General features: G+C 37.0%; 20 protein-coding genes and 1 pseudogene. 12 read left to right on the plus strand and 9 right to left on the minus strand.

Annotation, left to right across the window (positions count from 1 at the left end; translation table 11 throughout):
* The first annotated feature begins 145 nt into the window (after positions 1–145).
* On the plus strand, positions 146–1,495 hold the full coding sequence (locus J2S10_RS05870) for a GntP family permease (protein WP_307405349.1): 1,350 nt from the start codon (positions 146–148) through the stop codon (positions 1,493–1,495).
* A 71-nt stretch (positions 1,496–1,566) separates the two neighbouring features.
* Here the strand turns inward: J2S10_RS05870 and J2S10_RS05875 are convergent, their stop codons facing one another.
* Positions 1,567–2,412 (minus strand): MurR/RpiR family transcriptional regulator, encoded by an 846-nt coding sequence (locus tag J2S10_RS05875; RefSeq protein WP_307405351.1) that lies wholly within the window; start codon positions 2,410–2,412, stop codon positions 1,567–1,569.
* Between the two features lie 128 nt (positions 2,413–2,540).
* Here J2S10_RS05875 and gntK point away from each other — a divergent pair, with 128 nt between their 5' ends.
* Positions 2,541–4,082, plus strand: coding sequence for a gluconokinase (gene gntK / locus J2S10_RS05880; protein WP_307405353.1), 1,542 nt, complete (start codon positions 2,541–2,543; stop codon positions 4,080–4,082).
* A gap of 61 nt (positions 4,083–4,143) precedes the next feature.
* Here gntK and J2S10_RS05885 read toward each other — a convergent pair whose 3' ends face one another.
* Both J2S10_RS05885 and J2S10_RS05890 read right to left on the minus strand, forming a co-directional pair.
* The gene (locus J2S10_RS05885) at positions 4,144–5,262 is read right to left on the minus strand and encodes a metallophosphoesterase (RefSeq protein WP_307405355.1); all 1,119 of its coding nucleotides are present in this window, start codon (positions 5,260–5,262) and stop codon (positions 4,144–4,146) included.
* 92 nt (positions 5,263–5,354) lie between these two features.
* Entirely contained in the window at positions 5,355–7,505 is a 2,151-nt protein-coding gene (locus J2S10_RS05890; RefSeq protein WP_307405360.1) for a YhgE/Pip domain-containing protein, read from the minus strand.
* A 202-nt stretch (positions 7,506–7,707) separates the two neighbouring features.
* Between J2S10_RS05890 and J2S10_RS05895 the strand changes: the two genes are divergently transcribed.
* Positions 7,708–8,028: a hypothetical protein gene (locus J2S10_RS05895; protein ID WP_307405362.1), complete on the plus strand. Its 321-nt coding sequence runs from the start codon at positions 7,708–7,710 to the stop codon at positions 8,026–8,028.
* A 33-nt stretch (positions 8,029–8,061) separates the two neighbouring features.
* On the opposite strand, the gene J2S10_RS05900 is transcribed toward J2S10_RS05895, so the two are convergent.
* Entirely contained in the window at positions 8,062–10,236 is a 2,175-nt protein-coding gene (locus J2S10_RS05900; protein ID WP_307405364.1) for an MMPL family transporter, read from the minus strand.
* Positions 10,237–10,411: 175 nt separating this feature from the next.
* On the opposite strand from J2S10_RS05900, the gene J2S10_RS05905 reads away from it, so the two are divergent.
* From J2S10_RS05905 to proC, 5 genes are all read left to right on the plus strand, one after another.
* On the plus strand, positions 10,412–11,356 hold the full coding sequence (locus J2S10_RS05905) for a sugar-binding transcriptional regulator (protein WP_307405368.1): 945 nt from the start codon (positions 10,412–10,414) through the stop codon (positions 11,354–11,356).
* Between the two features lie 181 nt (positions 11,357–11,537).
* Positions 11,538–12,212: a deoxyribose-phosphate aldolase gene (gene deoC / locus J2S10_RS05910; RefSeq protein WP_307405370.1), complete on the plus strand. Its 675-nt coding sequence runs from the start codon at positions 11,538–11,540 to the stop codon at positions 12,210–12,212.
* Between the two features lie 63 nt (positions 12,213–12,275).
* Positions 12,276–12,674, plus strand: coding sequence for a cytidine deaminase (locus J2S10_RS05915; protein WP_307405377.1), 399 nt, complete (start codon positions 12,276–12,278; stop codon positions 12,672–12,674).
* A gap of 145 nt (positions 12,675–12,819) precedes the next feature.
* Positions 12,820–13,332, plus strand: coding sequence for a DUF3189 family protein (locus J2S10_RS05920; RefSeq protein WP_307405381.1), 513 nt, complete (start codon positions 12,820–12,822; stop codon positions 13,330–13,332).
* A 106-nt stretch (positions 13,333–13,438) separates the two neighbouring features.
* The gene (gene proC, locus J2S10_RS05925) at positions 13,439–14,242 is read left to right on the plus strand and encodes a pyrroline-5-carboxylate reductase (protein ID WP_307405383.1); all 804 of its coding nucleotides are present in this window, start codon (positions 13,439–13,441) and stop codon (positions 14,240–14,242) included.
* Positions 14,243–14,355: 113 nt separating this feature from the next.
* Here proC and J2S10_RS05930 read toward each other — a convergent pair whose 3' ends face one another.
* The 3 genes from J2S10_RS05930 to J2S10_RS05940 all read right to left on the minus strand — a co-directional run bounded on the left by J2S10_RS05930 (position 14,356) and on the right by J2S10_RS05940 (position 16,675).
* Positions 14,356–14,931 (minus strand): YitT family protein, encoded by a 576-nt coding sequence (locus tag J2S10_RS05930; protein WP_307405385.1) that lies wholly within the window; start codon positions 14,929–14,931, stop codon positions 14,356–14,358.
* A 113-nt stretch (positions 14,932–15,044) separates the two neighbouring features.
* The gene (locus tag J2S10_RS05935) at positions 15,045–16,046 is read right to left on the minus strand and encodes an inorganic phosphate transporter (protein ID WP_307405386.1); all 1,002 of its coding nucleotides are present in this window, start codon (positions 16,044–16,046) and stop codon (positions 15,045–15,047) included.
* Positions 16,047–16,057: 11 nt separating this feature from the next.
* Positions 16,058–16,675 carry a DUF47 domain-containing protein gene (locus tag J2S10_RS05940; protein WP_307405388.1) on the minus strand — a complete coding sequence of 206 codons (618 nt, stop codon included), beginning with the start codon at positions 16,673–16,675 and terminating at the stop codon, positions 16,058–16,060.
* Positions 16,676–17,053: 378 nt separating this feature from the next.
* On the opposite strand from J2S10_RS05940, the gene J2S10_RS05945 reads away from it, so the two are divergent.
* A complete protein-coding gene (locus J2S10_RS05945; RefSeq protein WP_307405390.1) occupies positions 17,054–17,311 on the plus strand; it encodes a GlsB/YeaQ/YmgE family stress response membrane protein in 258 nt (85 codons plus the stop codon).
* Between the two features lie 48 nt (positions 17,312–17,359).
* On the opposite strand, the gene J2S10_RS05950 is transcribed toward J2S10_RS05945, so the two are convergent.
* Complete coding sequence (locus J2S10_RS05950; RefSeq protein WP_307405392.1) at positions 17,360–18,283, minus strand: RluA family pseudouridine synthase; 924 nt, start codon at positions 18,281–18,283, stop codon at positions 17,360–17,362.
* 143 nt (positions 18,284–18,426) lie between these two features.
* On the opposite strand from J2S10_RS05950, the gene J2S10_RS05955 reads away from it, so the two are divergent.
* The 3 genes and pseudogenes from J2S10_RS05955 to J2S10_RS05965 form a co-directional block, all read left to right on the plus strand.
* Positions 18,427–18,825, plus strand: coding sequence for a YhcU family protein (locus J2S10_RS05955; RefSeq protein ID WP_307405394.1), 399 nt, complete (start codon positions 18,427–18,429; stop codon positions 18,823–18,825).
* A gap of 395 nt (positions 18,826–19,220) precedes the next feature.
* Positions 19,221–20,963: a phospho-sugar mutase gene (locus tag J2S10_RS05960; RefSeq protein WP_307405396.1), complete on the plus strand. Its 1,743-nt coding sequence runs from the start codon at positions 19,221–19,223 to the stop codon at positions 20,961–20,963.
* Between the two features lie 281 nt (positions 20,964–21,244).
* A pseudogene (locus J2S10_RS05965) lies at positions 21,245–21,589 on the plus strand (response regulator transcription factor); the annotation flags it as partial.
* Positions 21,590–21,706: 117 nt separating this feature from the next.
* Here the strand turns inward: J2S10_RS05965 and J2S10_RS05970 are convergent.
* Entirely contained in the window at positions 21,707–21,961 is a 255-nt protein-coding gene (locus tag J2S10_RS05970) for a YhdB family protein (protein ID WP_307405399.1), read from the minus strand.
* Positions 21,962–22,397 lie beyond the last annotated feature (436 nt).

The raw sequence follows: 22,397 nt of genomic DNA on the forward strand, positions 1-22,397 counted from the left end.
AAGTTGAAATATCGATAAATATTTTTTAAAAAAATGTATTGCATTGTGAAAATTTTTTTCATATAATTTACTCAACAGATGAAAGTGCTTTCAAAAAGCGCTTGCAAAAAGTGAAGTTTAAAAATATTTTTGGGGGGTCTCATTCATGTTATTATTCATTGTTTTTGCTGCAATTGTGGCTTTGCTGTTACTTATTACTGTGGCGAAGTTAAATCCTTTTGTAGCCCTTATTATTACCGCGGTCGGAGTAGGTTTGGCAACAGGTATGCCATTGATTGCACCGGATCCAACACATCCCGGAATCATTGATTCAATCAAAGCCGGTATGGGTAATACCTTAGGGTTCCTAGCAATTGTTCTCGGTCTTGGAACCATGCTTGGTAAAATGATGGCTGAATCGGGTGGTGCTGAACGCATAGCCCAAACCCTGATTAAACGCTTCGGTGAAAAGAATGTTCACTGGGCAATGATGGTTGTAGCTTTTATCGTCGGTATTCCTGTATTTTTCCAAGTTGGTTTTGTTCTATTAGTGCCACTAGTGTTTACGATCGCTCGGCAAACAGGTGTTTCACTCGTTAAGATCGGTGTTCCGTTAGTAGCCGGTTTATCAGTTGTCCACGGGCTTGTTCCTCCACACCCGGCAGCAATGGCTGCAGTAGGTATTTTCAAAGCAAATGTCGGTAAAACAATTATCTACTCGCTTATCGTTGGTCTTCCAACTGCAATTATTGCCGGACCATTATACGGCGCTTGGATTGGAAAACGTATTCATAAAACAGTTCCAAAAGAACTCGCAGATCAAATGGCAGCACCAAAAGATTTGAAGGAACTTCCAGGCTTTTTTAACACAGTATTTACCATTCTTGTACCTGTTATCTTAATGCTTTCTTCATCTGTATCAGAGCTAGTAATGGAAAAAGGCAGTTTCGGATATAAAGCTTTTCATTTTGTAGGAGATCCGGTTGTTGCTTTATTAATTGCAACTGTTTATTCATTCTTTAGCCTTGGTTTCTTCCGCGGCATGAGTCGTGAAACCGTATTAAAGTTTACAAATGATTGCTTGGCTCCAACTGCTTCGATTCTTTTAGTGATTGGCGGCGGCGGAGCATTCAATAAAGTACTACTTGATTCAGGAATTGGTACTTACATTGCTGAATTAGCTAAAGCATCGCATATGTCTCCAATTCTTTTAGGCTGGGGAATCGCAGCAATGATTCGTATTGCAACCGGATCGGCAACAGTATCAATGATGACTGCTGCAGGTATCGTTGCACCGATTGCAGCAGCAATTCCAGGTACAAATGTTGAACTTCTTGTTTTAGCGACCGGTGCGGGTTCTCTTATTCTTTCTCACGTGAATGACTCCGGTTTCTGGATGATAAAAGAGTATTTTGGGATGACAGTAAAAGAAACATTAATGACCTGGACTGCACTGGAAACAATTTTATCTGTGGCAGCACTCTGCTTTATTCTTATCTTAAATGTTATAGTATAATAGAAAATATTAAAAAGGTGAGCCCAGTGGGTTCACCTTTTAATAGCAAATAGCTTTTGCATTGTTTTTCTTTACATTCTAGTATCTGAAATAGCACCTCGGATTTTATCAAGCGCAGTCTTTGCTTTTTCTTTGTTCAATATCATAAGGTTTACATAAAGCGCATCAATGAGACTTAATTGAGCAATCCTTGATGCCAACGCTTCTGATCGATATTCCGTTTCATCGGAGCTAGTGTACAGTGCTACATCCACATTTTGGCTAATGGGAGATTTTGGAAAGCTGGTTATACCAATCGTTTTGGCACCATTTTCATTTGCCGTATTTAAAATATCGATGGTATCTTTATTTGCTCCTGAGTGGGAAATGATCACTGCTACGTCATTTTTTGTTAACTGTGATGCAGACATCAATTGAAAATGTGAATCTAGAAATGCAAAAGCTTTTATTCCGGTTCGTATAAACTTGTGATAAGCATCCATGGCAATCACGGCTGAGCCTCCCGTACCATAAAACTCAACTCTTTCTGCATGATGAAGTAATTCTACCGCTTTTTGGATCGAATCACTTTCGATAATCTGCAGGGTATTTTCTAAGGTTCTGATATTTGATTTAAATACCTTTTCCGAAATGGTTTTTTCATTATCCTGTTCGGTTATTTCTTCGTGTATCTGTTTTATTGGAGTAATAATTTCCGAAGCAAGTGCAATTTTCATAGCTTGATATCCTTTAAATCCGATTCGCTTGCAAAAACGAAAGACAGTGGCATCAGCAACGTTCAAGTCTTCAGCCACTTCATTAATGGTACTATGAATAATTTTATCGGGGGTATCCAATATATAATTAGCAATTTTCTTTTCCTTTTCACTAAATCTCGCATAATAGGAACGAATTTTTCCTAAGCAACTATTTGTCATGGGGATTTCCTTTCAACAATTGGGTAGATACTATAAGTATAACATATTTGAAAAATTTTTTATTGTAAACGATTTCAAAAATGAAAAATTTATTTTTGTTTTTTATAAAAGAAGGGGGATTAGTTTTCATGAACTCAAATTATGTAATTGGTGTTGATATTGGAACAACAAGTACTAAATCCGTTTTATTTTCTACAGATGGCTCTGTTATTGCTTCCCATGGGATTGAGTATCCTTTATTTTCTCCAACTCCTGCAACAGCGGAACAGGATCCTGAAGAAATTTTTCTTGCTGTCATCAATACAATAAAGGCAGTTGTGCAAAAAAGTAATGTTAAACCAAGTAAAATCCTTTGTGTATCGTTTAGTTCAGCCATGCACAGCGTTATTGCTGTAGATGAATCAGGAAAGCCATTAACAAGGTGTATTACATGGGCCGATAATCGAAGCAGTAAATGGGCTGAAAAGATTTTAAATGAGCTGAATGGACACGAAATTTACCTTCGGACAGGTACCCCGATTCATCCAATGTCACCACTATCAAAGCTGTTGTGGCTTAAAGAAGAACAACCGGATATATTTAATCGAACATTTAAGTTTATCTCTATTAAAGAGTATGTTTTTTATAAATTATTTGAAAAATATGTGATCGATTATTCAGTAGCATCTGCAACCGGAATGTTCAATTTGACTTCACTTCAATGGGATGAAGAAGCACTTCAAGTAGCCGGGGTTACGATTGACAAACTATCGGAGCCTGTTGCAACAACCTTTAGTTTGAATGGTATGGGTGAAAGCTACGCAGCTGACATGATGCTTCCAAAGTCGATTCCGTTTGTTGTAGGAGCAAGTGATGGGGTATTATCGAATTTAGGAGTAAATGCTATCGAGCCCGGGGTTGTGGCAGTGACGATCGGCACGAGCGGTGCTATTCGAACGGTAACTGACAGGCCTGTTACCGACCCAAAGGGAAGAATATTTTGCTATTGCCTAACGGAAAACCATTGGGTGATTGGGGGGCCGGTAAATAACGGCGGTATGATTTTTAGATGGGTTCGTGATCAGCTAGGATCTGCAGAGGTGGAAACAGCGAAGCGTCTAGGAAAAGATTCTTATGAAGTGCTGACTGAAATTGCGGGTCTGGTAAAGCCAGGTTCCGACGGGCTCCTTTTTCATCCATATCTCGCAGGGGAACGGGCGCCAATCTGGGATGCAAATGCCCGTGGATCCTTTTTTGGGCTAGGATTGCATCATAAAAAAGAGCATTTAATCCGTGCAGTATTAGAAGGTGTAATTTTAAATTTATATACCGTACTTTTGGCATTAGAGGAATTGATTGGTGAGCCAAAGAGTATCCAGGCTACGGGCGGTTTTGCCCGATCTGAGCTTTGGCGGCAAATGATGGCGGATATCTTTAATCAAGAAGTTAATATTCCTGAAAGCTTTGAGAGCTCCTGTCTGGGTGCTGCCATTCTGGGTTTGTACAGCCTGGGTGAAATAAGCTCTTTAAATGTTGTGTCTGAAATGGTCGGAGCAACCAATCATCATGAGCCAAATCCGGAAAATGTCCAAATATATCAAGAATTAATTCCTATTTATATACGTCTTACCCGTTTGCTGAAAGAAGAATATGAAAGTATCTCAGCTTTTCAGAAAAAATGGATTGGATAATGAAGAAAAAGCGGCTATCACGTAAGTGATAGCCGATAGCCGCTTTTTAAGGCTTTTTTGTCTATAATCCTAATTTTTTAATGAAATCTACTGTTTCCTGATGCTCATTTTGAATTAATCGATATAAAGCTTTATCTGTTTTTACTAGAGGCTTTCCATGTTCATCGGCAACAGGTCTTGTTAGGGCCGTCCCCTTTATAACTTTCCACTTTCCTGCTTTTACTTCGAGCACTAGATCGATAACGCCAAGACGGTTTCCAAAAGAGCCTGCCATAACAACGGGCTTCGTATTAATTTGTCCGGTAGTTAAATTTGTATTAGGAAGACGGGAAAAAAGCGGTCCGGGGAAAATACCATGTGAATGTCCTGCTAAAACAGCATCAATTCCAGGAATCTGCGTTAGATAATAGACTGCGTTTTCCGTCTCGGGAAAATACGGTTCGCTGCTTATGCCGGTATGGGCAAGCGCGATAATGATATCTGCCCCCTTTGCCTTCATAATCGGGACATATTTTTTTGCTGTATCAACAATCGGTTCAGCTATCACTTTACCTTCCAGGTTTGCTTTATCCCATTTCATGATTTGCGGCGGCATAAATCCAATAACACCAACATTAAGTACCTGCTGTTTGCCTTGTTGGTCAACAACATTCCGTTTCAGAATCACATATGGTTTAAAATAGGGTTTATTTTTTTTAACTTGGTAAACATTCGCATTCACAACAGGCATTTTGGCGCCTTTCAAGGCAGCATTTAAAAAGCTTAAACCATAGTTAAGTTCGTGATTTCCAATTGCGATGGCATCATAACCTAAAAAGTTAAATGCCCGATAAACCGGATGGATTTTGCCTTTATGAATCCCTCTTATTCTCGCCAAAAACTCTCCAAGCGGATTTCCTTTTAAATGATCGCCATCATCAAACAATAATGAATTTTTAACTTCATTCCTTGCCTGATGTATAAGTGTGGCGGTTTTGACAAGACCGAACCTATTGTCTACTTTTGATTGGTAATAATCATAATTGACTAAGTGAGCATGTAAATCGGTTGTTTCAAGGATACGTAAATCGACCATTCCTTCCGTAGGTGCCGTGTTTTCAAGCGCATGTGATAAAGACGGGGAAGCTTGCCAAACTAGAGTGAGAGTTAGTAGCAATAGCAATGATTTTTTATTGTGCACTAAAAAGGCCTCCTCCAAAATCAAAATCCAGGTAAAAATAGTATCTGTTTTATTTTCAGAATTATTATCCTGACGGAATAAACGTACCCATTTTAATGTATAAGTCGGCTTTCACTTGCCTTCCTTTTTAAACCCCCACCCCATTTTTCGAGGGGTTCTTTTAGCACAAGGCCAAATAATAGGGTAATAAAGGTAATAAAAATGAAAATGGAAAGGTCCTTTTTGACTACATCCCATAGGATACCTCCGACTGCTTCTCTCATTAGGCTGATGGCATAGGTAAACGGTAAATAGGGATTTAGACGTTGGAAGAAAGGCGGCATAACTTGGATTGGAAAGGTTCCGCCCGAACCGGAAATTTGCAGAACAAGTAAGACAATAGCTAATCCCTTTCCGATGTTCCCAAAAATAGATACGAAGGTATAGGTGATTAACATAAATAAAAAACTAATCAGCAACCCGAAAAGGATAAACCACAGCTTTGCGACCACATAGGTATGTAAAAGATAGATATCACCGACTGTAACAATTATGGATTGACATAGACCAATTGTTAAAAAGGTTAAAAACCTACCTAAATAAAGATGATTTGGGTGGTAGTTTTTTGGCAAATTGCTCATTTCAACAGGAATTAATGATATTAATAGCATCGCCCCCACCCAAAGAGATAATGTAGTAAAAAATGGCGACATTGCCGATCCGTAATTGGGGATCGGATAGAGTCTTTTCTCTTTTAACAACACGGGTTCTGCAAAAAAATCACTTTCTTTTTTCACATCATTTCTGAGGAGATCGATAATTTCACGGATATCCTCTGTCTTTTCAAAGTCGCGAATTTGGTTGGCGAGAGAAGATATTTTTTGTTTAACTGTAGGAAAATCCCTCTTTATGAGTGATAAATCCCTTTTTCCAAATGAGATACCGGCAGAGGTATCATTAAGTATTTTATTTATTTGCGGAAGCGTTTTGTCAGCCTTTATAAAAAAAACTTTGGCCTTCATCGGTATTGTCTTCGCAATTTCATTAATTTGCTGCATTTTTGGTACAATTTGCGAATCGTACTGATTCATTACTTGTTGAAGAAGTGAAGACGCCTCCTTTGATAAAATATTCGTGATTACAATCAATTGCTGAGAAGGTTGCAGGCCTTGAGCCATTTGGGTTTGAATCTCTTTTAAATTGTTTAATTGCTTTTCGGATAAATCTTTTTGGCGGTTTAATAGTTCTATTGGATAATCAAACGTTTTTGGGTCTCCCATCCCGTTTAATTTTTCAAACAGCGTGATTAAAAGCATGTCCATTTTTGTAAGAGTATTAAGAGTGGATATCCCGTTGGCGACGGCCGTTTTTTTCTCTTCAGCACTTGCGTTTGTTGAAAGAACAACTGTAGAAATTTGTTCAATTGCTGCTGCATTTTGCTGCATATATAGTAAATTTTGCTTAACAGTTGGAACAAGATTTGAAAAGGCATCTTTATTGCTGTCAAGGAATGAAGTTAATTGTTCGGATAGTAGACGGCTATTATTAATGATTCCTTCAACAGCAAGAACATTTTTTTGTAATTCAGCAACGATTCTTTGAGCAGTGTCCGCATCTTCAGCAGCAGTATTGATAATTTTTTCAGCTTCTGAAAGATGGTCATTCAGCCAAAAAATCATCGTTTTTAGCTTTTCAATATCAGGCAAGTTTTTTTGTAATTCAATTCCAAGTTGATTAAAAATAGTAAAAATCACTCCGTTAGCCGCCCTTATGAAATTTTTGGTTATTTCATCTTTTATTCCGGATGCACCTTTGGCAGTGATTTTAGGGGCAATGGCATTTATCTTTTCATTAACCATATAACCAAGTTCGGGTTTTTGGGGATTATCACTAAGAATCGTTGCTATTTTGGCAGAGAAATCTTTCGGGATAGAAATACTGGCAAAATAGACACCGTGTTCTACTCCCTTTTTAGCCGTAGTAGTATCAACAAATTTCCACCCCAATGATGAATTTTGTTTAAGGGATTGAATAACCTCTTTACCAATATTGATTTGTTGCCCTTTTAACGTTGCCCCAAGATCATCATTTGAAACAGCAATGGGTATTCCTTTTGTATTTCCATATGGATCCCAGGAAGCTTTAATATTGAACCATGCATAAAGTGATGGAAGGATCATCAAGGCTAGAATAATAGCTGCAGCTGCCCAGTTGGTTACAATACTTAAAATATCATCACGATAAATTACAAAAACTTTCTTCATTAGGGTCAACCACCTATTGTTATTTCGTTGAATTCTTATTTTTCCACTTATGTTGGCTGTTACTCATAAAAAGCAACTTTAATAATGGACAGAAAATTGTCAAAAACATATGAAGAAATAGTGAAATAAAACGGTTTCAAAAAACAAATGGACTGGAATTTACTATAATAAGGGTGTTAATTTTACATGGAGGTTATATAGGATGAATATTACAACCATAATTGAATTAGAAAATAGGGAAGTTGAAAATATCGTTGGCGCTAAGTTGATTTTTGCGCAAGAGCAGATTGATGAAAATATCATCGAAACATGTGTGGAGTGCCTTCAGGTCGAGAATACAGAGGAAATGATTTCAACAGTAGATGCGATGCAAAGAGTATTTAACCAATTAAAACACGAGGGTGTAATACCTCCGAAAGTAGAGGATTTCTCATTTGAAATGCCATCCTGTGAAAGATTGAAAAGGAAGGTTGACTTTGAGAAAGATCTTCCTCAAAAAGTCATTCTCTCCTATATGTCATAAGATGATCTTTTAAATTTCAAGCCAGCCGTAGTTTCAGGCTGGCTTTTTTCGATGCTTAAACTGTTTTTTATTTTTGAGCCCAAAAAACCACCAGTTCCAGTCGCCGAGCAGTTTCATCAAGGCAGGAACAAGAATCATCCTTACGATCGTGGCATCAATAAAAATCGCGATAGCAATTCCAACTCCAAGCTGTTTGATCGGCATTACTCCTGTGAAAGCAAATGCACCAGTAACAACAATCATGATTGCTGCAGCAGAGGTAATGATTTTACTTGTATAGGTTAAGCCTGAAAGCGTAGCATGGCTGTTATCACCTGTTTTTAAATAAAATTCCTGTATCCTGGAGATTAGAAAAACCTCATAATCCATGGAAAGGCCAAATACCAGTGTAAAAACAAAGACAGGTAAAATTAAGGCAATATCAACAGGTTTCATTCCAAAATGACCTCGTTGGAAGATCCAAACGACAATTCCAAATGTACAGCCCAAACTTAATATATTCATTAAGATCGCTTTTATTGGAATTAACAAGGAACGAAATGCAGCCATAAGAATAACAAAGGTAGAAATAACAATTAAAAGTAATCCATATGGTGCTTTTTTAAAAATCTCATCAAATATTTCCTGTTCAAATTTAATGGTGCCGCCTAAATGTGCCGTAAGGCCTAAATTAGCCTTTGACCAATTTCGGATCCACTCTCTGGCTTTTCCTGAATGTTCACTTGTTTTTAAATAAACTTCGACTAACATTTTATTGTCCCCAATAAAGTAATCAACAATGGGGGAAACCTTTTTTAAATCCCCGAATTTCAATAAATTAAATAGTTGCGCTCCATCACTTACTCCTGTTGCTGAAAATGGAGAATTAACCGCTTCAACAAGAGGATCTTTATGCAGTTTCCCTACCACTTTATTTACTTTTTCAAGAGTGTTTTTCTCAAGAATATTTCCCTTTGATTCAAAAATGATCGTTACTTTTTTCTCTTCACGTTTTTCCGGTGGAATAAAAGTATCTTTAAAGGTTTCATAGGCCACTCTAGATGGATAATTTGCCGGCAGTGAATCGATTCCCGGAATTGAGAGAGTCATTTGCCTGACGGGAACTAAGCCGGCTAAAAGGATTACTAGTGCTGCTATTGTCATAAATACCGGGCGTCGCATGACAAATTTAGCAAAGCTGTACCATCCATTTGTTCGTTTATCTGTTAATCTTAGTACACTTAATTTGTTGACCTTGCTTCCGATTAAAGAGAGTAGAGCAGGAAGGAAGGTTAAGGCACAGAGGGCAGACATTAACACAACTGTCATACCGCCGAGCGCAACATTTTGAAAAATATCGATTTTTATAAACCAAAGTCCAGACAGTCCAATAAAAACACAGAGCGCGGAAAAGATAATCGATCGTCCTGCGGTTGCAACCGAGATGATAATTGCTTCTTGAATGGATTTTCTTAAAAGTTCTTCTTTATATCGGTTAATAAATAGCAAAGCAAAGTCAATGCTTAAAGCGAGTCCAATCATTGGAATAATATTCAGAATAAAGATAGTCAAATCCGTACGATAACTAAAAAAGTAGACTGTTCCCATCGTAATTAAGATCGACACAACCCCAATCACGATCGGAATGGCGGCTGCTACAATACCCCCAAAAGCAAACACCAACACGATTAAAGCAATAGGAAGGCCAATCATTTCTGCCTTAGCTAAATCCTCCTGACTTGCTGTGTTTAGGTCTTGGACAATAATGGGCTCTCCTGTCATGGTTACTTGCAAGCCTTTTTTATTTTTTAACTTTGTCTTTAATTGGTTTATTTCATTTCCTAGGCTCTCAGCTTTTTTGTTATATGAAAGAAGTCCGTAGGCAACATCATCTTTAACCATCCCTTCTCCAACAAAAGGATTGATTATTTTTTGTGCACCAGGCGATGTGCTGATTTTTTTAAATGTATCCTCAATATAATTCTTCCAGTCGTCGTCACTAACCGTTTTATCACGTTGAAACACAAGGATAATCGATGATTTAGCTTGACCGAAGTCCCTTTCGAGAATTTTTCTTGTTTCATTATAATCACCTTTATATTCAAATCCATTACCGCTTAAAACAGATGGCAATTTCAGTGCGAAGAATCCAAATACTACAATAATTAAAATCCAAAGCATCAAAACCCCTATTCGTTTTTGGTAGATGAATTCCCCAAATTTTTGCATCATAATGCCCCCTTTAACAACGTATTTTCCCCGAAAGGAGGCCAGGTTAGTAAAATTAAAATAAAGTAAGGAAGTAAAAATTGTTCATGACAATTTTGACAAATGTAAAAAATAATTGTGTCCCCTGCTTTTTTTGCTACAATAAAGAAAATATCAAAAACATTAGGTGATTACAGTGGATCGAGAAAAATTAGGTAAAGTGATAGAAGCCGCAAAGTTATATTATTTATTAGATTATAATCAAAACGAAATTGCCAAAATTTTAGGTGTTTCCCGTCCTACTGTGTCTCGGTTATTACAGCAGGCGAAAAGTGATGGAATCGTTCAGATTAATATTATGGATCCCACTGAGGATGTTGAAAATCTTGCGCTGCAGTTAGAAAATAAGTTCAATTTAAAAAAAGCACTTGTCACTTCGATTCCTCAATTTGAGAATCATATTATCAAAAATTATCTTGGTGAAAAAGCAGCAGCCTATCTTCATGAGATTGTTGACGATGGAGACATTATCGGAGTCACATGGGGAACCACTCTTTATCACATAGCAATCGAATTGAAGCAAAAGTTTGTAAAGAATGTGAAAGTGGTTCAGTTAAAGGGAGGGGTAAGCCACGCTGAGACCAATACGTACGCATCGGAAATATTATACCTTTTCGGGAAAGCGTTTAATACTACTCCTCACAACCTTCCTTTGCCGGCAATTGTTGACCATCTTGTGGTGAAGCAAGCGATGGAAGCCGATCGTCATATTCGAAAAATTCTTGAGCTGGGGAAGCTGGCAAATATCGCCCTGTTTACGATTGGCTCCGTTAAGACGGATTCATTATTATTTCAACTGGGCTATTTTACTGATAGTGATTTGGAATCCCTTAATGGAAAGGCGGTTGGTGATATTTGCTCCCGGTTTTTTGATAAAGAGGGTCAAATTTGCAACGAAAGTCTGAACGAAAGGACTCTTGGTGTAAATCTCGACGATTTAAAGAATAAGGAGCATTCCATATTAGTCGCAGGTGGGCCAAATAAAATAGAGGGAATATACGGTGCATTAAAGGGTCAATACGCAAACGTTCTTGTGACTGATCAATTTACAGCGCAATTCTTACTTGATAAAAAAGATTGAAATCAAAAAACAGCAAATAATGCTGTTTTTTGTCCTTTATGTGAAAAAAAATAAAAAAATTTTACATTTGTTCATTTAGGTAGTTACAAATGTTCAGTTATTTGATATAGTTACATTGTGGTTATGAACTAATGTATTAAAAAATAACTATTTCTTTATAATATAGGGAGGAATTTCGACTATGACTCAAAATATTGTCAGAATGATTGATCATACATTATTAAAAGCAGACGCTACAAAGCAAGAAATCGTTAAACTAGTAGAAGAAGCAAAGCAGTATTCCTTTGCATCTGTATGTGTAAACCCAACTTGGGTAAAAATAGCAGCTGAATTGCTTGCTGATACACCGGAAGTAAAAGTATGCACAGTAATTGGCTTCCCGTTGGGAGCATCGACATCTGAGACGAAAGCATTTGAAACGAAAAATGCAATTGAAAACGGTGCAACAGAAGTTGATATGGTAATCAACATTTCGGCCCTAAAAGATATGCAGGATGAATTGGTTGAAAGAGACATCCGTGCAGTTGTTGAAGCTGCCAAAGGAAAAGCCTTAACAAAGGTTATTATTGAAACCTGTCTTTTAACGAATGAAGAAAAAGTAAGAGCTTGTGAGCTTTCTGTAAAAGCAGGGGCCGATTTTGTTAAAACATCTACAGGCTTTTCAACTGGCGGTGCAACAGCAGAAGATATTGCGTTAATGCGTAAAACGGTTGGTCCTGAGATTGGCGTTAAAGCTTCCGGTGGTGTTCGCAGCCGTGAGGATGCAATCGCAATGGTCGAAGCAGGAGCAACACGGATTGGAGCAAGCTCAGGTGTATCAATCAGTAAAGGTGAGCTTTCTAATAATAACTATTAATATTTATAGTGAGGGTTACTAATATCATTCAGCATTAAAATTTCTTGGCGGAGAGTGAAAATTGTGGAAGAAAAAAAGCTTATGCAGGAAGCCTTTAAAGCAAGAAAGTTTGCCTATGTTCCCTACTCTAAATTCCAAGTAGGGGCAGCTCTATTATCAAAGGATGGTCAGGTATTTCATGGCTGTAATATTGAAAATGCATCATACAGTATGACGAATTGTGCCGAGCGAACTGCATTGTTTAAAGCCTATTCTGATGGTGTGACACAATTTGAATCACTTGTAGTCGTGGCGGATACGGATGGACCTGTTTCTCCTTGCGGAGCTTGCCGTCAAGTAATTTCTGAGCTTTGCGATGCTGAAATGGAAGTTATCCTTACGAACTTAAAAGGTGACGTCAAAAGAATCCAAGTAAAAGACCTTCTACCAGGTGCATTTTCTCCAAAAGATTTAAACAAGTAAAAGCCTGATAATATAATATAATTCATGAAGAGAAGCTTTTTCGCTTATGCGTAAGCTTCTTTTTTTAGATAAAAGGGTGCAACCGAATTAGTGATGGAATATATGTCCATAATATACATAGATGAAATGACAAAGGATGATACCTATGATTTATATCTATAATGATTATGGCGGCACCCATACCACTGCAATGGCCGCCGCTTACCATCTGAAACAATTACCTCAAACAGAACGAAAGCTGACGACGGAAGAAATTTTAAATATAAAGTTTTTTAATGAATTAACCCATGCTGATTTTGGAAAACTTATCTATCACGGGACCGATGAAGAGGGTAGCCCGGTATATACAATAGGAAGGAAAAGGAACAAGTTGCTTGTCCCTGCATTAAAAGAAATGAGTTTATTATTACAAGAAAGATTTCAAGCAGATGAAAAAATCATCTTTTCAAATACTTCACCAACTGTCCCGCTAGCGATGACATTTGGCGGGTTTTTCTCAAGAGGATTAAAAATTGACTCCTTGGGGGTACCTCTATTAGTTAAGGGTGCCAAACAATGCTGTGATAATGTTTTTCGTTTGGTAGAAAATACGAAAGAGATTGGGAGAACCAATTTCAATGAAAACGTGATTATTTTAGAAAATGAAATGTTTAAGTAACACTCGATTATATAAAAAAAACGATTTCCTTAACTTAGGTAATCGTTTTTTTGTCTTTAATTGATTACAATAATAAAAGACATTTAAAAGATAGGGTGCGATTAACATGAATAAAACAATAGGATTTATTGGAGCAGGTAAAATGGCACAAGCAATGATTGAAGGTATCGTAAATTCAAATATGATTGCGAATAGAAACATCATAGCAAGTGCTGCTACTGAAAAAACACTTGAAAAAATGACAAAAACATACGGCATTGTTACCACATTTAATAATGAAGAAGTTGCAAGAATTTCGGACATACTTATTTTAGCTGTGAAGCCAGACCTTCATGCACATGTAATTGAAGAAATTAAATCAGAAATTAAACAAAATGTCATAATTGTTACGATTGCCGCTGGAATTACTCTGGCTGATATAGAAAAAGCATTCGGTTTTCAAGTAAAAGCTGTCCGAACGATGCCAAATACCCCTTCCTTAGTAGGAGAGGGAATGAGTGCGATTTGTCCTAATAACTTTCTTAGCGAAGAAGAATTAACTGAGGTCGAACAGGTTTTCCATACTTTCGGAAAAACAGAACGCCTTGAAGAAAACCTAATGGATGCCGTACCGGCAATTAGCGGTTCATCTCCAGCCTATGTTTATATGTTTATTGAAGCATTGGCAGATGGCGGTGTTAGGGAAGGGATACCGCGGGATAAAGCTTACCGGCTTGCAGCTCAAGCAGTGCTGGGTGCAGCAAAGATGGTTCTTAAAACCGGTATCCATCCGGGGGCACTAAAAGATAATGTATGCACACCTGGTGGTGCAACGATTGAAGCCGTAACGGTCCTTGAAGAAAAACAATTTCGAGGTTCTGTCTTATCCGCAATGGAAAGCTGTACAGAAAAGGTAAAAAAGTTAAGTTAATAATATGGAAGAGATGCCTTTGAGTATTTCTGAAAAAAATGACATAGATGAATTGTCTTAAAAAGAACCAACAGATTTTCTGTTGGTTCTTTTAAATTGAAAAATCATTATTTCTAATGGGTTTCTTCTCTCCCGGTTACCGTAACAGTGGTCATTAAGCCCACACATAAGATTGTGACAAATGAATAAAAGAACTTTTCTAATCCAACTACTTCAATTCCGCTTGTAATCACAAGGCCATCAATCAAAAAAATAATGATTCCAATATTAATGGTAGTAAATTTGGTTAATAGCTGCGCAAGTAAGTCTGTCCCGCCTGTACTTGTTTCATAACGAAGCATAAGGCCAATTCCAATTCCTACAAGTAAGCCGCCTACTACAGTACTTGGTAATATCCCGAGATGAATTCTCCCGTTAATAAATGAAAATAGGTCAATGCAAAACGAAGACATAATCAGTCCATGGAGGCTATAGTAGAAATAACGTCTTTCAAAAAACCAAGCTAAAACATAAAGAGGTAGGCTTAAAATAATGATACTTAAACCTGTGGGCCAGCCGTAAAAATAATGAATAATTAATCCCAAGCCGATCACACCACCGTCAAGCAGGTGGTATGGGACTAAAAATCCATTAACACCAAGGCTTAACAATAGACTTCCAATTAGAATCGCTGTTATTTTTTGTTTCAAATTTAATCACCCCAAAACTTGTCCCTTTACATAAAAAATATGAAAGAAGATTTCGTTTAGAAGTACAAACATAAAAAAGAGGATGAAACAAAAGTTTCATCCCGGTATGCATTTTAAAAAACAAGATTTAGTATGAAATACAATATACCGGCTATGAGTGCTGAAATTGGAAGGGTAATGATCCAAGTTATGATCATTCGTTGTGCAGTGCCCCATTTAACACCTTTAAGACGGTGAGAAGTACCAACACCTAAAATACCGGAAGAAATTACATGTGTTGTACTTACAGGCAATTTCAAATAGGTAGCACCAAAAATGACTGCTGCACCGGTCAAATCAGCTGCAACCCCATTAATAGGCCGTATTTTCATGATTTTACCGCCGACTGTTTTTATGATTTTCCAACCGCCAACGGAGGTACCGATTCCCATTGCAATCGCACAGGATGCCTGTACCCAAAGTGGAATTTCTGCATTAGCAGGAAGAATCTTATTCGCAATAAGTGCCATCGTAATGATTCCCATTGACTTTTGAGCATCGTTTGTACCGTGGGTATAGGATTGTAATGCAGCTGTACCAATTTGAATATAACGAAAGGTTCGATTCGTTTTTGTTAAATTAAAATTCCGAAAAGCAATTTTAAAAATGCTGTAAACAATATAACCAACAATAAAAGCAATGATTGGAGAACCGATTAACCCTTCAAGAATTTTAATAAAACCGCTATAATTAAGGATTTTAAATCCTTCAGCTGCAATGGCTGCTCCGGCAATGGAACCGATAATGGCATGAGAGGAACTGCTTGGGATTCCAAAATACCATGTGATTAAATTCCAGGCGATAGCAGATATTATTGCAGCAAGGATAACAACAGAACCATTATGAAGTGTAAAAGGATCGACAATATCCTTTGTAATCGTTTTTGCAACCCCTGTAAATGTCATCGCACCAACAAAGTTCATAATTGCTGCCAATAGAATGGCTTGACGGGGCTTTAATGCTTTCGTAGAAACAGACGTAGCAATTGCATTTGCTGTATCATGAAAACCATTGATAAAATCAAATGCTAAGGCACCAATCACAATTAGTATCGTTAAAATAAAAATAAGGCTCATTTTTTTACTCCTTATGCATTTTTCATGATAATAGTTTCAAGAGTATTGGCAACTGTTTGACAGCTGTCAGCAATGTCCTCGAGTGTTTCGTAAATTTCCTTGTATTGAATGATACGAATTGGATCTTTTTCAACCGCAAATAAATTTTTTATTGATTGTCTTAAGATATTATCGCATTTTGATTCATAGTCTTTTATTTTTATGGCATGTTCTCTTATTTGAAGTAACTTTTTATTAGAAAGCAATTCAACTGCTTTATCAATTTCATGAACACTGCCTTGAATGGCTTCAACAAACTTCAGCATAAAATCATCCGCTTGTGTCATGGAGTACATTTCAAATAAAGCTGCACAGCTTTCAAGACCGTCAAGCACATCGTCCATACTCATAGCTAAATGAAGAATATCTTCACGTTCAATTGGAGTGATGAAAGCATCATTTAGTTCTTTGATTACTTCATGAACAAAGGAATCTCCTTTTGATTCATATTCCTTCATTTTTTCGGAGAATATTTTTAAGTCACTCACGTTTTTTAATTTGTATTCAGTAAAAAAATTCACACTCTCTTTTGAGTTAGCCGAAATTTTACTTAGTAATGCTGAAAACTTGTCATTTTTTTTCAATGCCATTTGTTTGACCCCCAATTTTTCGATAAAAAATTATACTTTAACCAATTTATTAGTTTATCTGAAAAATGTCGAAAAAAGAATAATCCTGTCCAAATTTACAAAAACTTAACATTAGAATTTTCTGAATATTAACCAAAACTTAAACAAATAATTATTTTTTACTTTAACCTAAATTTCTGTAGTTATGTATTTATGGTATGTGAAAGCTTATCGATGTTTACATGATTATTTAAATTAAAGTTGGGTACTTTAAAGGTACAGGTAGTATTGAAATAGCATGCTGATTAAAATAGGCATGTTATATTTTCAACTGCTTGGAGAAATAGCTGCAAAGCTTGTGATTAAGTGAATAATGAATACCAAAAAGGAGTGTTTTTAATGAGCTTTATTTGGTCATTAATCGTAGGAGGAATTATCGGCTGGTTAGCTGGTCTAATTTTGGGACGAGATATTCCAGGTGGTATCATTGGTAATATTATTGCTGGATTTGTGGGAGCATGGCTGGGTTCATTAATTTTAGGAAATTGGGGTCCCCATGTTGCAAACTTTGCGATCATTCCAGCGATTATAGGTGCCGTTGTTCTTGTCTTCCTTCTAAGTTTAATTATGAGAGGGTTTAGAAAAGCGAATAGGTAAAAAAGAAATCGCCTTCAGTTTTCGGAGGCGATTTCTTCTTTTTGTGAATTAAATAGAATAAATATCCATGTCATTAAAAATGGGCGGATGGTCTAAAAACGGAGCATGACAAACAATTTGTTCTTTTGTAATTGGGTGAGGAAATTCGAGCTTAACAGCATGGAGGGCTTGTCTGTTAACAATTGGTTTTCCTCCATATAAAGTATCCCCGACTAGAGGGTGACCCAAATGGCTAAGATGGACGCGGATTTGATGAGTTCTGCCGGTATCGAGCCAACATTTTACAAAGGATACATTTTTCTTCTTTTCTTCTTTGATAACATGAAAATGTGTTATGGCCGCTTGACCGGAGGGAGAAACTCGTCTTTTCGTAGCATGATGCCGATCCCGGCCTATAGATTCCCGAATAGTTCCTTTTTTTTGCTTAAATAGCCCATGAACCATTGCAACGTAGGTTCGTTTAATTTCACGATTTTCCAGCATTCTATCCAGAATCGCCCCTGCCAAGGAATGTTTGGCAAACAGAATCGCCCCTGTTGTATCCCTGTCTAAACGATGGATTTGGTGAATATTTCTAAATTCACCCTTCGAATGTAAATAGAAGACAGCAGCATTAATAAGTGTATCATTATCCATATTTGGGTCATTAGGATGAGTATTCATAAAGGGCGGTTTATTAAAGATTATGACATGGTCATCCTCATAAAGAATAGGAACATCGAGAAAACTCGGAATAACGGATACTTCTTCCTCTTCAAATAATTTAATTTGGATCCTCGTTTTAGAGGGAAGTGGCAGATTCCAATTGGCACGGCTTCCATTTATCATTACCTTATTTTCCATTCGGAAAAAGTGAGTTAATTTTTTGGGAGCAGCCCATTCTTTTTGAAAAATTTCTTCTATTGTAATTCCTTCCCATAGTTTAGGGATGACCAATTCAAGCCAATTACCCTTACGGATCATATTGAGCATATGTATCTCCTTCAATTTCTTCTTTAGATTAGTTTTTGCTTGACAACCGTGGTTATAATTACCACCGATTATTTGTTCCTAACTATGTTATTCTTATGATATATAATACGACAGATAAATGTATTGGCAAAGGTGGGTTACAAGTGAAAATTGTTTTTGCCTCGACACCAAGTCAAGAAGAAGAAATCAATGGGCTTGTGAGGTATATTTATTCAAATGTTTTTCCACTCTACTTTACGGATGATGAAATTAGTGAATTTGAGGAATTTAAAGTATTGCACACTTCGGTCAAGCATTTCGAAGATTTCAGTACTTTAAAAGATGCTTTTCAAGTGATGGCCAGTTTGCAAACTCTAATTTCTATTCTCGAATCCTCCACACTTCATGATCATTATTCTTCACTATATGATAAGAATGTGTCAAACCTGCAAGAATTCGGCTTATTTTTTCCGTTTGAATTTGATCAATTCGTTGAAGCAAAAAGTTTGAAAAACAGTATGTTTAGTGTATATATAAAAGCGGCCAATGAGCTTCTAATATAGTTTATTGTAAAAAGAGTAAAGCCTGCATTAGCCGGCTTTTTTACTTTTAGAATTGTCCAGCTACAGCGCCCAGCGGCTAATGTACTTCGCTCTTCTCCCTACGATAAGTCAACATCGGATCGCTCCGCTCTCCGTGTTTCCTTTATCTCAGTCCAAGCGCTCCAGTCCTGTCGTGCGCTAAACGGGGCGCTTGCGCTTTTCTTTATTTGTCCCTTGTACTCTTATAGAAGGATAATTAAAATAAAGAATGTGTATATATACTTGTTTCTAATTTTAAATGCAATTATCCGACATTATTCCCCGAAAATTGTCGGATAAATTTAGGTGATTTTTAAAGGAGTAACTAACATCAACTTCGAAACAATTAAAGAGAAAACATCTTAGGAGGGAATCTAATGGATTGGAAAAGTAAAGCAAAAAAATGGATGGAATTTGAGAGTTTAAATAATGAGTTGAAAAATCAATTAGATGAAATAAAAAAGGATGAGAAACAGCTTGAGGAAGCTTTTTATAAAAATTTAGAATTTGGAACAGGCGGTATGAGAGGAGAAATTGGCGTTGGTACAAACCGAATGAATCTTTATACCGTCCGAAAAGCATCTGCAGGTTTAGCAGCATACATAGAGGAACAAGGTGTCGAAGCAAAACATCGCGGAGTTGTGATTGCTTTTGATTCACGCCACAAATCTCCGGAATTCGCAATGGAAGCAGCAAAAACCTTGGCTACTAAAGGAATTCAAACATATGTATTTGATGAATTAAGACCCACACCCGAATTATCCTTTGCATTGCGCTACTTAAATGCCTATTCCGGAATTGTCGTTACGGCAAGCCATAATCCCCCGGAATATAATGGCTATAAGGTTTATGGCTCTGATGGCGGTCAGCTTCCGCCGGATAGCGCTGATATTGTTATTGCTAAGGTTAATGAAATTGAGAATGAATTATTAATTGAAGTTGATAGTGAAGAGAACCTAAAAGCTACCGGCTTAATTAAAACGATAGGCTCCGAAATTGACTCAGCTTATATAGAGAAGCTCAAGACTATTTCCGAGAATCCATCCCTTTTTGAAGAAACTGATATTAAAGTAGTGTTTACTCCGCTGCATGGGACAGCTAATAAACCTGTCCGTAATGCTCTTGCAGCGCTTGGATTTAAGAATATTACTGTAGTAAAGGAACAAGAGCTGCCTGACCCGGAATTTTCGACAGTTAAAAGTCCAAATCCTGAAGAACATGCTGCTTTTGAATTGGCAATCCGCGATGGGAAAAAAGTTGGTGCTGATCTGCTAATAGCTACCGACCCAGATGCTGATCGTCTAGGGATAGCAGTGCTTAATAATGAAGGAGAGTATGTTGTGCTTACAGGTAACCAAACGGGTGCGTTATTACTTGATTATCTGCTTGCACAGAAAAAAGAAAAAGGTACTCTTCCTCAAAATGGGGTTGTTTTAAAAACTATTGTTACTTCCGAAATTGGAAGAACAATTGCCGATACCTATAAATTAGAAACTGTTGATGTATTAACAGGGTTCAAATTTATAGCCGAAAAAATAAATGAATATGAAGCAACAGGTGAACATACTTATTTATTTGGATATGAAGAAAGCTATGGTTATTTAATCGGTGACTTTGCACGAGATAAAGATGCCGTCCAAGCGGTTCTGTTGGCAACAGAAGTCTGCGCTTTTTATAAAAAACAAGGCTTTTCTCTGTATGAAGGGATGATGCAAGTTTTTGAAAAGTATGGTTATTACCAAGAAGGTCTCCGCTCATTAACTCTAAAAGGTAAGGAAGGAGCAGAAATGATTCAACGCATTTTAGCCTCTTTCCGTTCGGAGCCATTAACAAAACTGGGTGCTTTAACGACAGCAACATCTGAAGATTACTTAACGGGTATCCGTGTTACAAAAAATGGCGAGGAAAAAATCGATTTACCAAAATCCAATGTGTTAAAATACACATTTGAAGATGGTTCATGGGTATGCTTAAGACCATCCGGAACGGAGCCTAAAGTGAAATTCTACTTTGGTGTAAATAGTGATAGCCTTGAAGCAAGCAGAAAAAAATTACAGACCATTGAAAAAGACTTTATGGATGTAGTTGAGCAAAAATTAAAGTTGGTAGAAAAAGCATAATTTATAAATTCCGTTAAAAAGCTTTTTAACAATCCCAATAGCTTAATCGAAAAACTCCCGAGGCTTACCCTTTCGGGGGTTTTTTCAGTCTAAAGTTGTAGAGAAAGCTGGACTATTCTCTAAGGCTTGAAAATTCAAAAAACGTTATAATAATTGGAAGGAGATAGAATTTTTCTGGGGGATTTGCCTATGGGTGAGAAACATTTTTCTGAGTTACAAATTTTAAAAGAAATTGCCGAACTTTTAAATCAGGGTATGGACCTAAAGGATGTACTTTCAGAGGTGCTTCAGGTTATCAATTGAAAGACATTGAGCCGGATGAACTAGTTAAAACAATTAAACAAATAATGAACGGCGAAAATCAGCTGCACCCTAAAGCAACCAGTCATTTATTAACGCATATAACGGCAAAAAACAATGAAAAAAAACCGTTAGAGGATTTAACAAGACGCGAAATGGAAGTGCTAAAAGAAATTGCCAGTGGAAAAAGCAATAAAGAAATTGCTTCCTCCTTGTATATTACCGAAAAAACGGTTAAAACCCATGTTTCAAGTATCTTAGCAAAACTTGAGTTGGCTGACCGAACGCAGGCAGCAATTTTTGCAGTCCGGAATGGAGTCCTATAAATCCGTCTGTTTAAAAGGTAAACACGGCTACCGAAAAAGGAAGCCGTGTTTTTTGGTGGAATTCTTTAGCCCGGTTGTAAAAATTTTTCTCAACATTTATGGTATTCACTTGTTATTTCAGGAAAGACTATACATCGGAATCTCATTTGTATCTGCTTCAAGTATTTCGTTCGCATGGTCGATGTAACGCAGTAAAGTATATAGTCTGTTTTCAATGACAGTGTAATCATGTTCAAAGTGATAGGCATGCAGGAATTGCTCTATCCTTTTAGATAAAAATTGGTCTTTCGTCCGTACCATTAATATCAACAAATTATCCCACTCGGATCGATGTGTATAATACAGCGCTCGATCGTAATCCAACTTATTCATTTGTTTATCTCCTCCTTATTAGGAGTTGAATTTATTTTATGATTTTCTGCGGAGAACTTTCACAGAAAATGTTGGACACCCCTATTTAACGCTGTTTCCAACTTTCACCAGTATAAAAAAATTCTGCGATGGAAAGCTAATGGCATGGGGGTAGACTTAAATAGGCAATACTTGGCCAAAAAGGTCTCTAAATTAACTGGTTATAAATTAGCTTACCCCCCTGAAGAAGCGACAGAAGGTGGATTTATTTACATTGGTTTATAACAGCCTACCGCCTCCTGGCAATGACGATAGAAATTAGCTATTTAGTGAGGGAAACCAATCCGCCTTTATCTGTTTTCAAATCAGAATGGAAACGCAATAAAGAAGTTGGCCTTATGTTAGCAGCCGAGGTTAAAAAAATCTCAGATTAACTATTGTTTTTCCATCTTGTTTC

Source organism: Neobacillus ginsengisoli, assembly GCF_030813055.1.

Bases quoted from the DNA above. Each gene is read 5' to 3' on its own strand.
- J2S10_RS05935 (WP_307405386.1), bottom strand. From the start codon at position 16,046: ATGAGCCTTATTTTTATTTTAACGATACTAATTGTGATTGGTGCCTTA.
- gntK (WP_307405353.1), top strand. From the start codon at position 2,541: ATGAACTCAAATTATGTAATTGGTGTTGATATTGGAACAACAAGTACT.
- J2S10_RS05875 (WP_307405351.1), bottom strand. From the start codon at position 2,412: ATGACAAATAGTTGCTTAGGAAAAATTCGTTCCTATTATGCGAGATTT.
- J2S10_RS05940 (WP_307405388.1), bottom strand. From the start codon at position 16,675: ATGGCATTGAAAAAAAATGACAAGTTTTCAGCATTACTAAGTAAAATT.
- J2S10_RS05920 (WP_307405381.1), top strand. From the start codon at position 12,820: ATGATTTATATCTATAATGATTATGGCGGCACCCATACCACTGCAATG.
- J2S10_RS05970 (WP_307405399.1), bottom strand. From the start codon at position 21,961: ATGAATAAGTTGGATTACGATCGAGCGCTGTATTATACACATCGATCC.
- J2S10_RS05960 (WP_307405396.1), top strand. From the start codon at position 19,221: ATGGATTGGAAAAGTAAAGCAAAAAAATGGATGGAATTTGAGAGTTTA.
- proC (WP_307405383.1), top strand. From the start codon at position 13,439: ATGAATAAAACAATAGGATTTATTGGAGCAGGTAAAATGGCACAAGCA.
- J2S10_RS05895 (WP_307405362.1), top strand. From the start codon at position 7,708: ATGAATATTACAACCATAATTGAATTAGAAAATAGGGAAGTTGAAAAT.
- J2S10_RS05950 (WP_307405392.1), bottom strand. From the start codon at position 18,283: ATGCTCAATATGATCCGTAAGGGTAATTGGCTTGAATTGGTCATCCCT.
- J2S10_RS05945 (WP_307405390.1), top strand. From the start codon at position 17,054: ATGAGCTTTATTTGGTCATTAATCGTAGGAGGAATTATCGGCTGGTTA.
- J2S10_RS05900 (WP_307405364.1), bottom strand. From the start codon at position 10,236: ATGCAAAAATTTGGGGAATTCATCTACCAAAAACGAATAGGGGTTTTG.
- J2S10_RS05870 (WP_307405349.1), top strand. From the start codon at position 146: ATGTTATTATTCATTGTTTTTGCTGCAATTGTGGCTTTGCTGTTACTT.
- J2S10_RS05890 (WP_307405360.1), bottom strand. From the start codon at position 7,505: ATGAAGAAAGTTTTTGTAATTTATCGTGATGATATTTTAAGTATTGTA.
- deoC (WP_307405370.1), top strand. From the start codon at position 11,538: ATGACTCAAAATATTGTCAGAATGATTGATCATACATTATTAAAAGCA.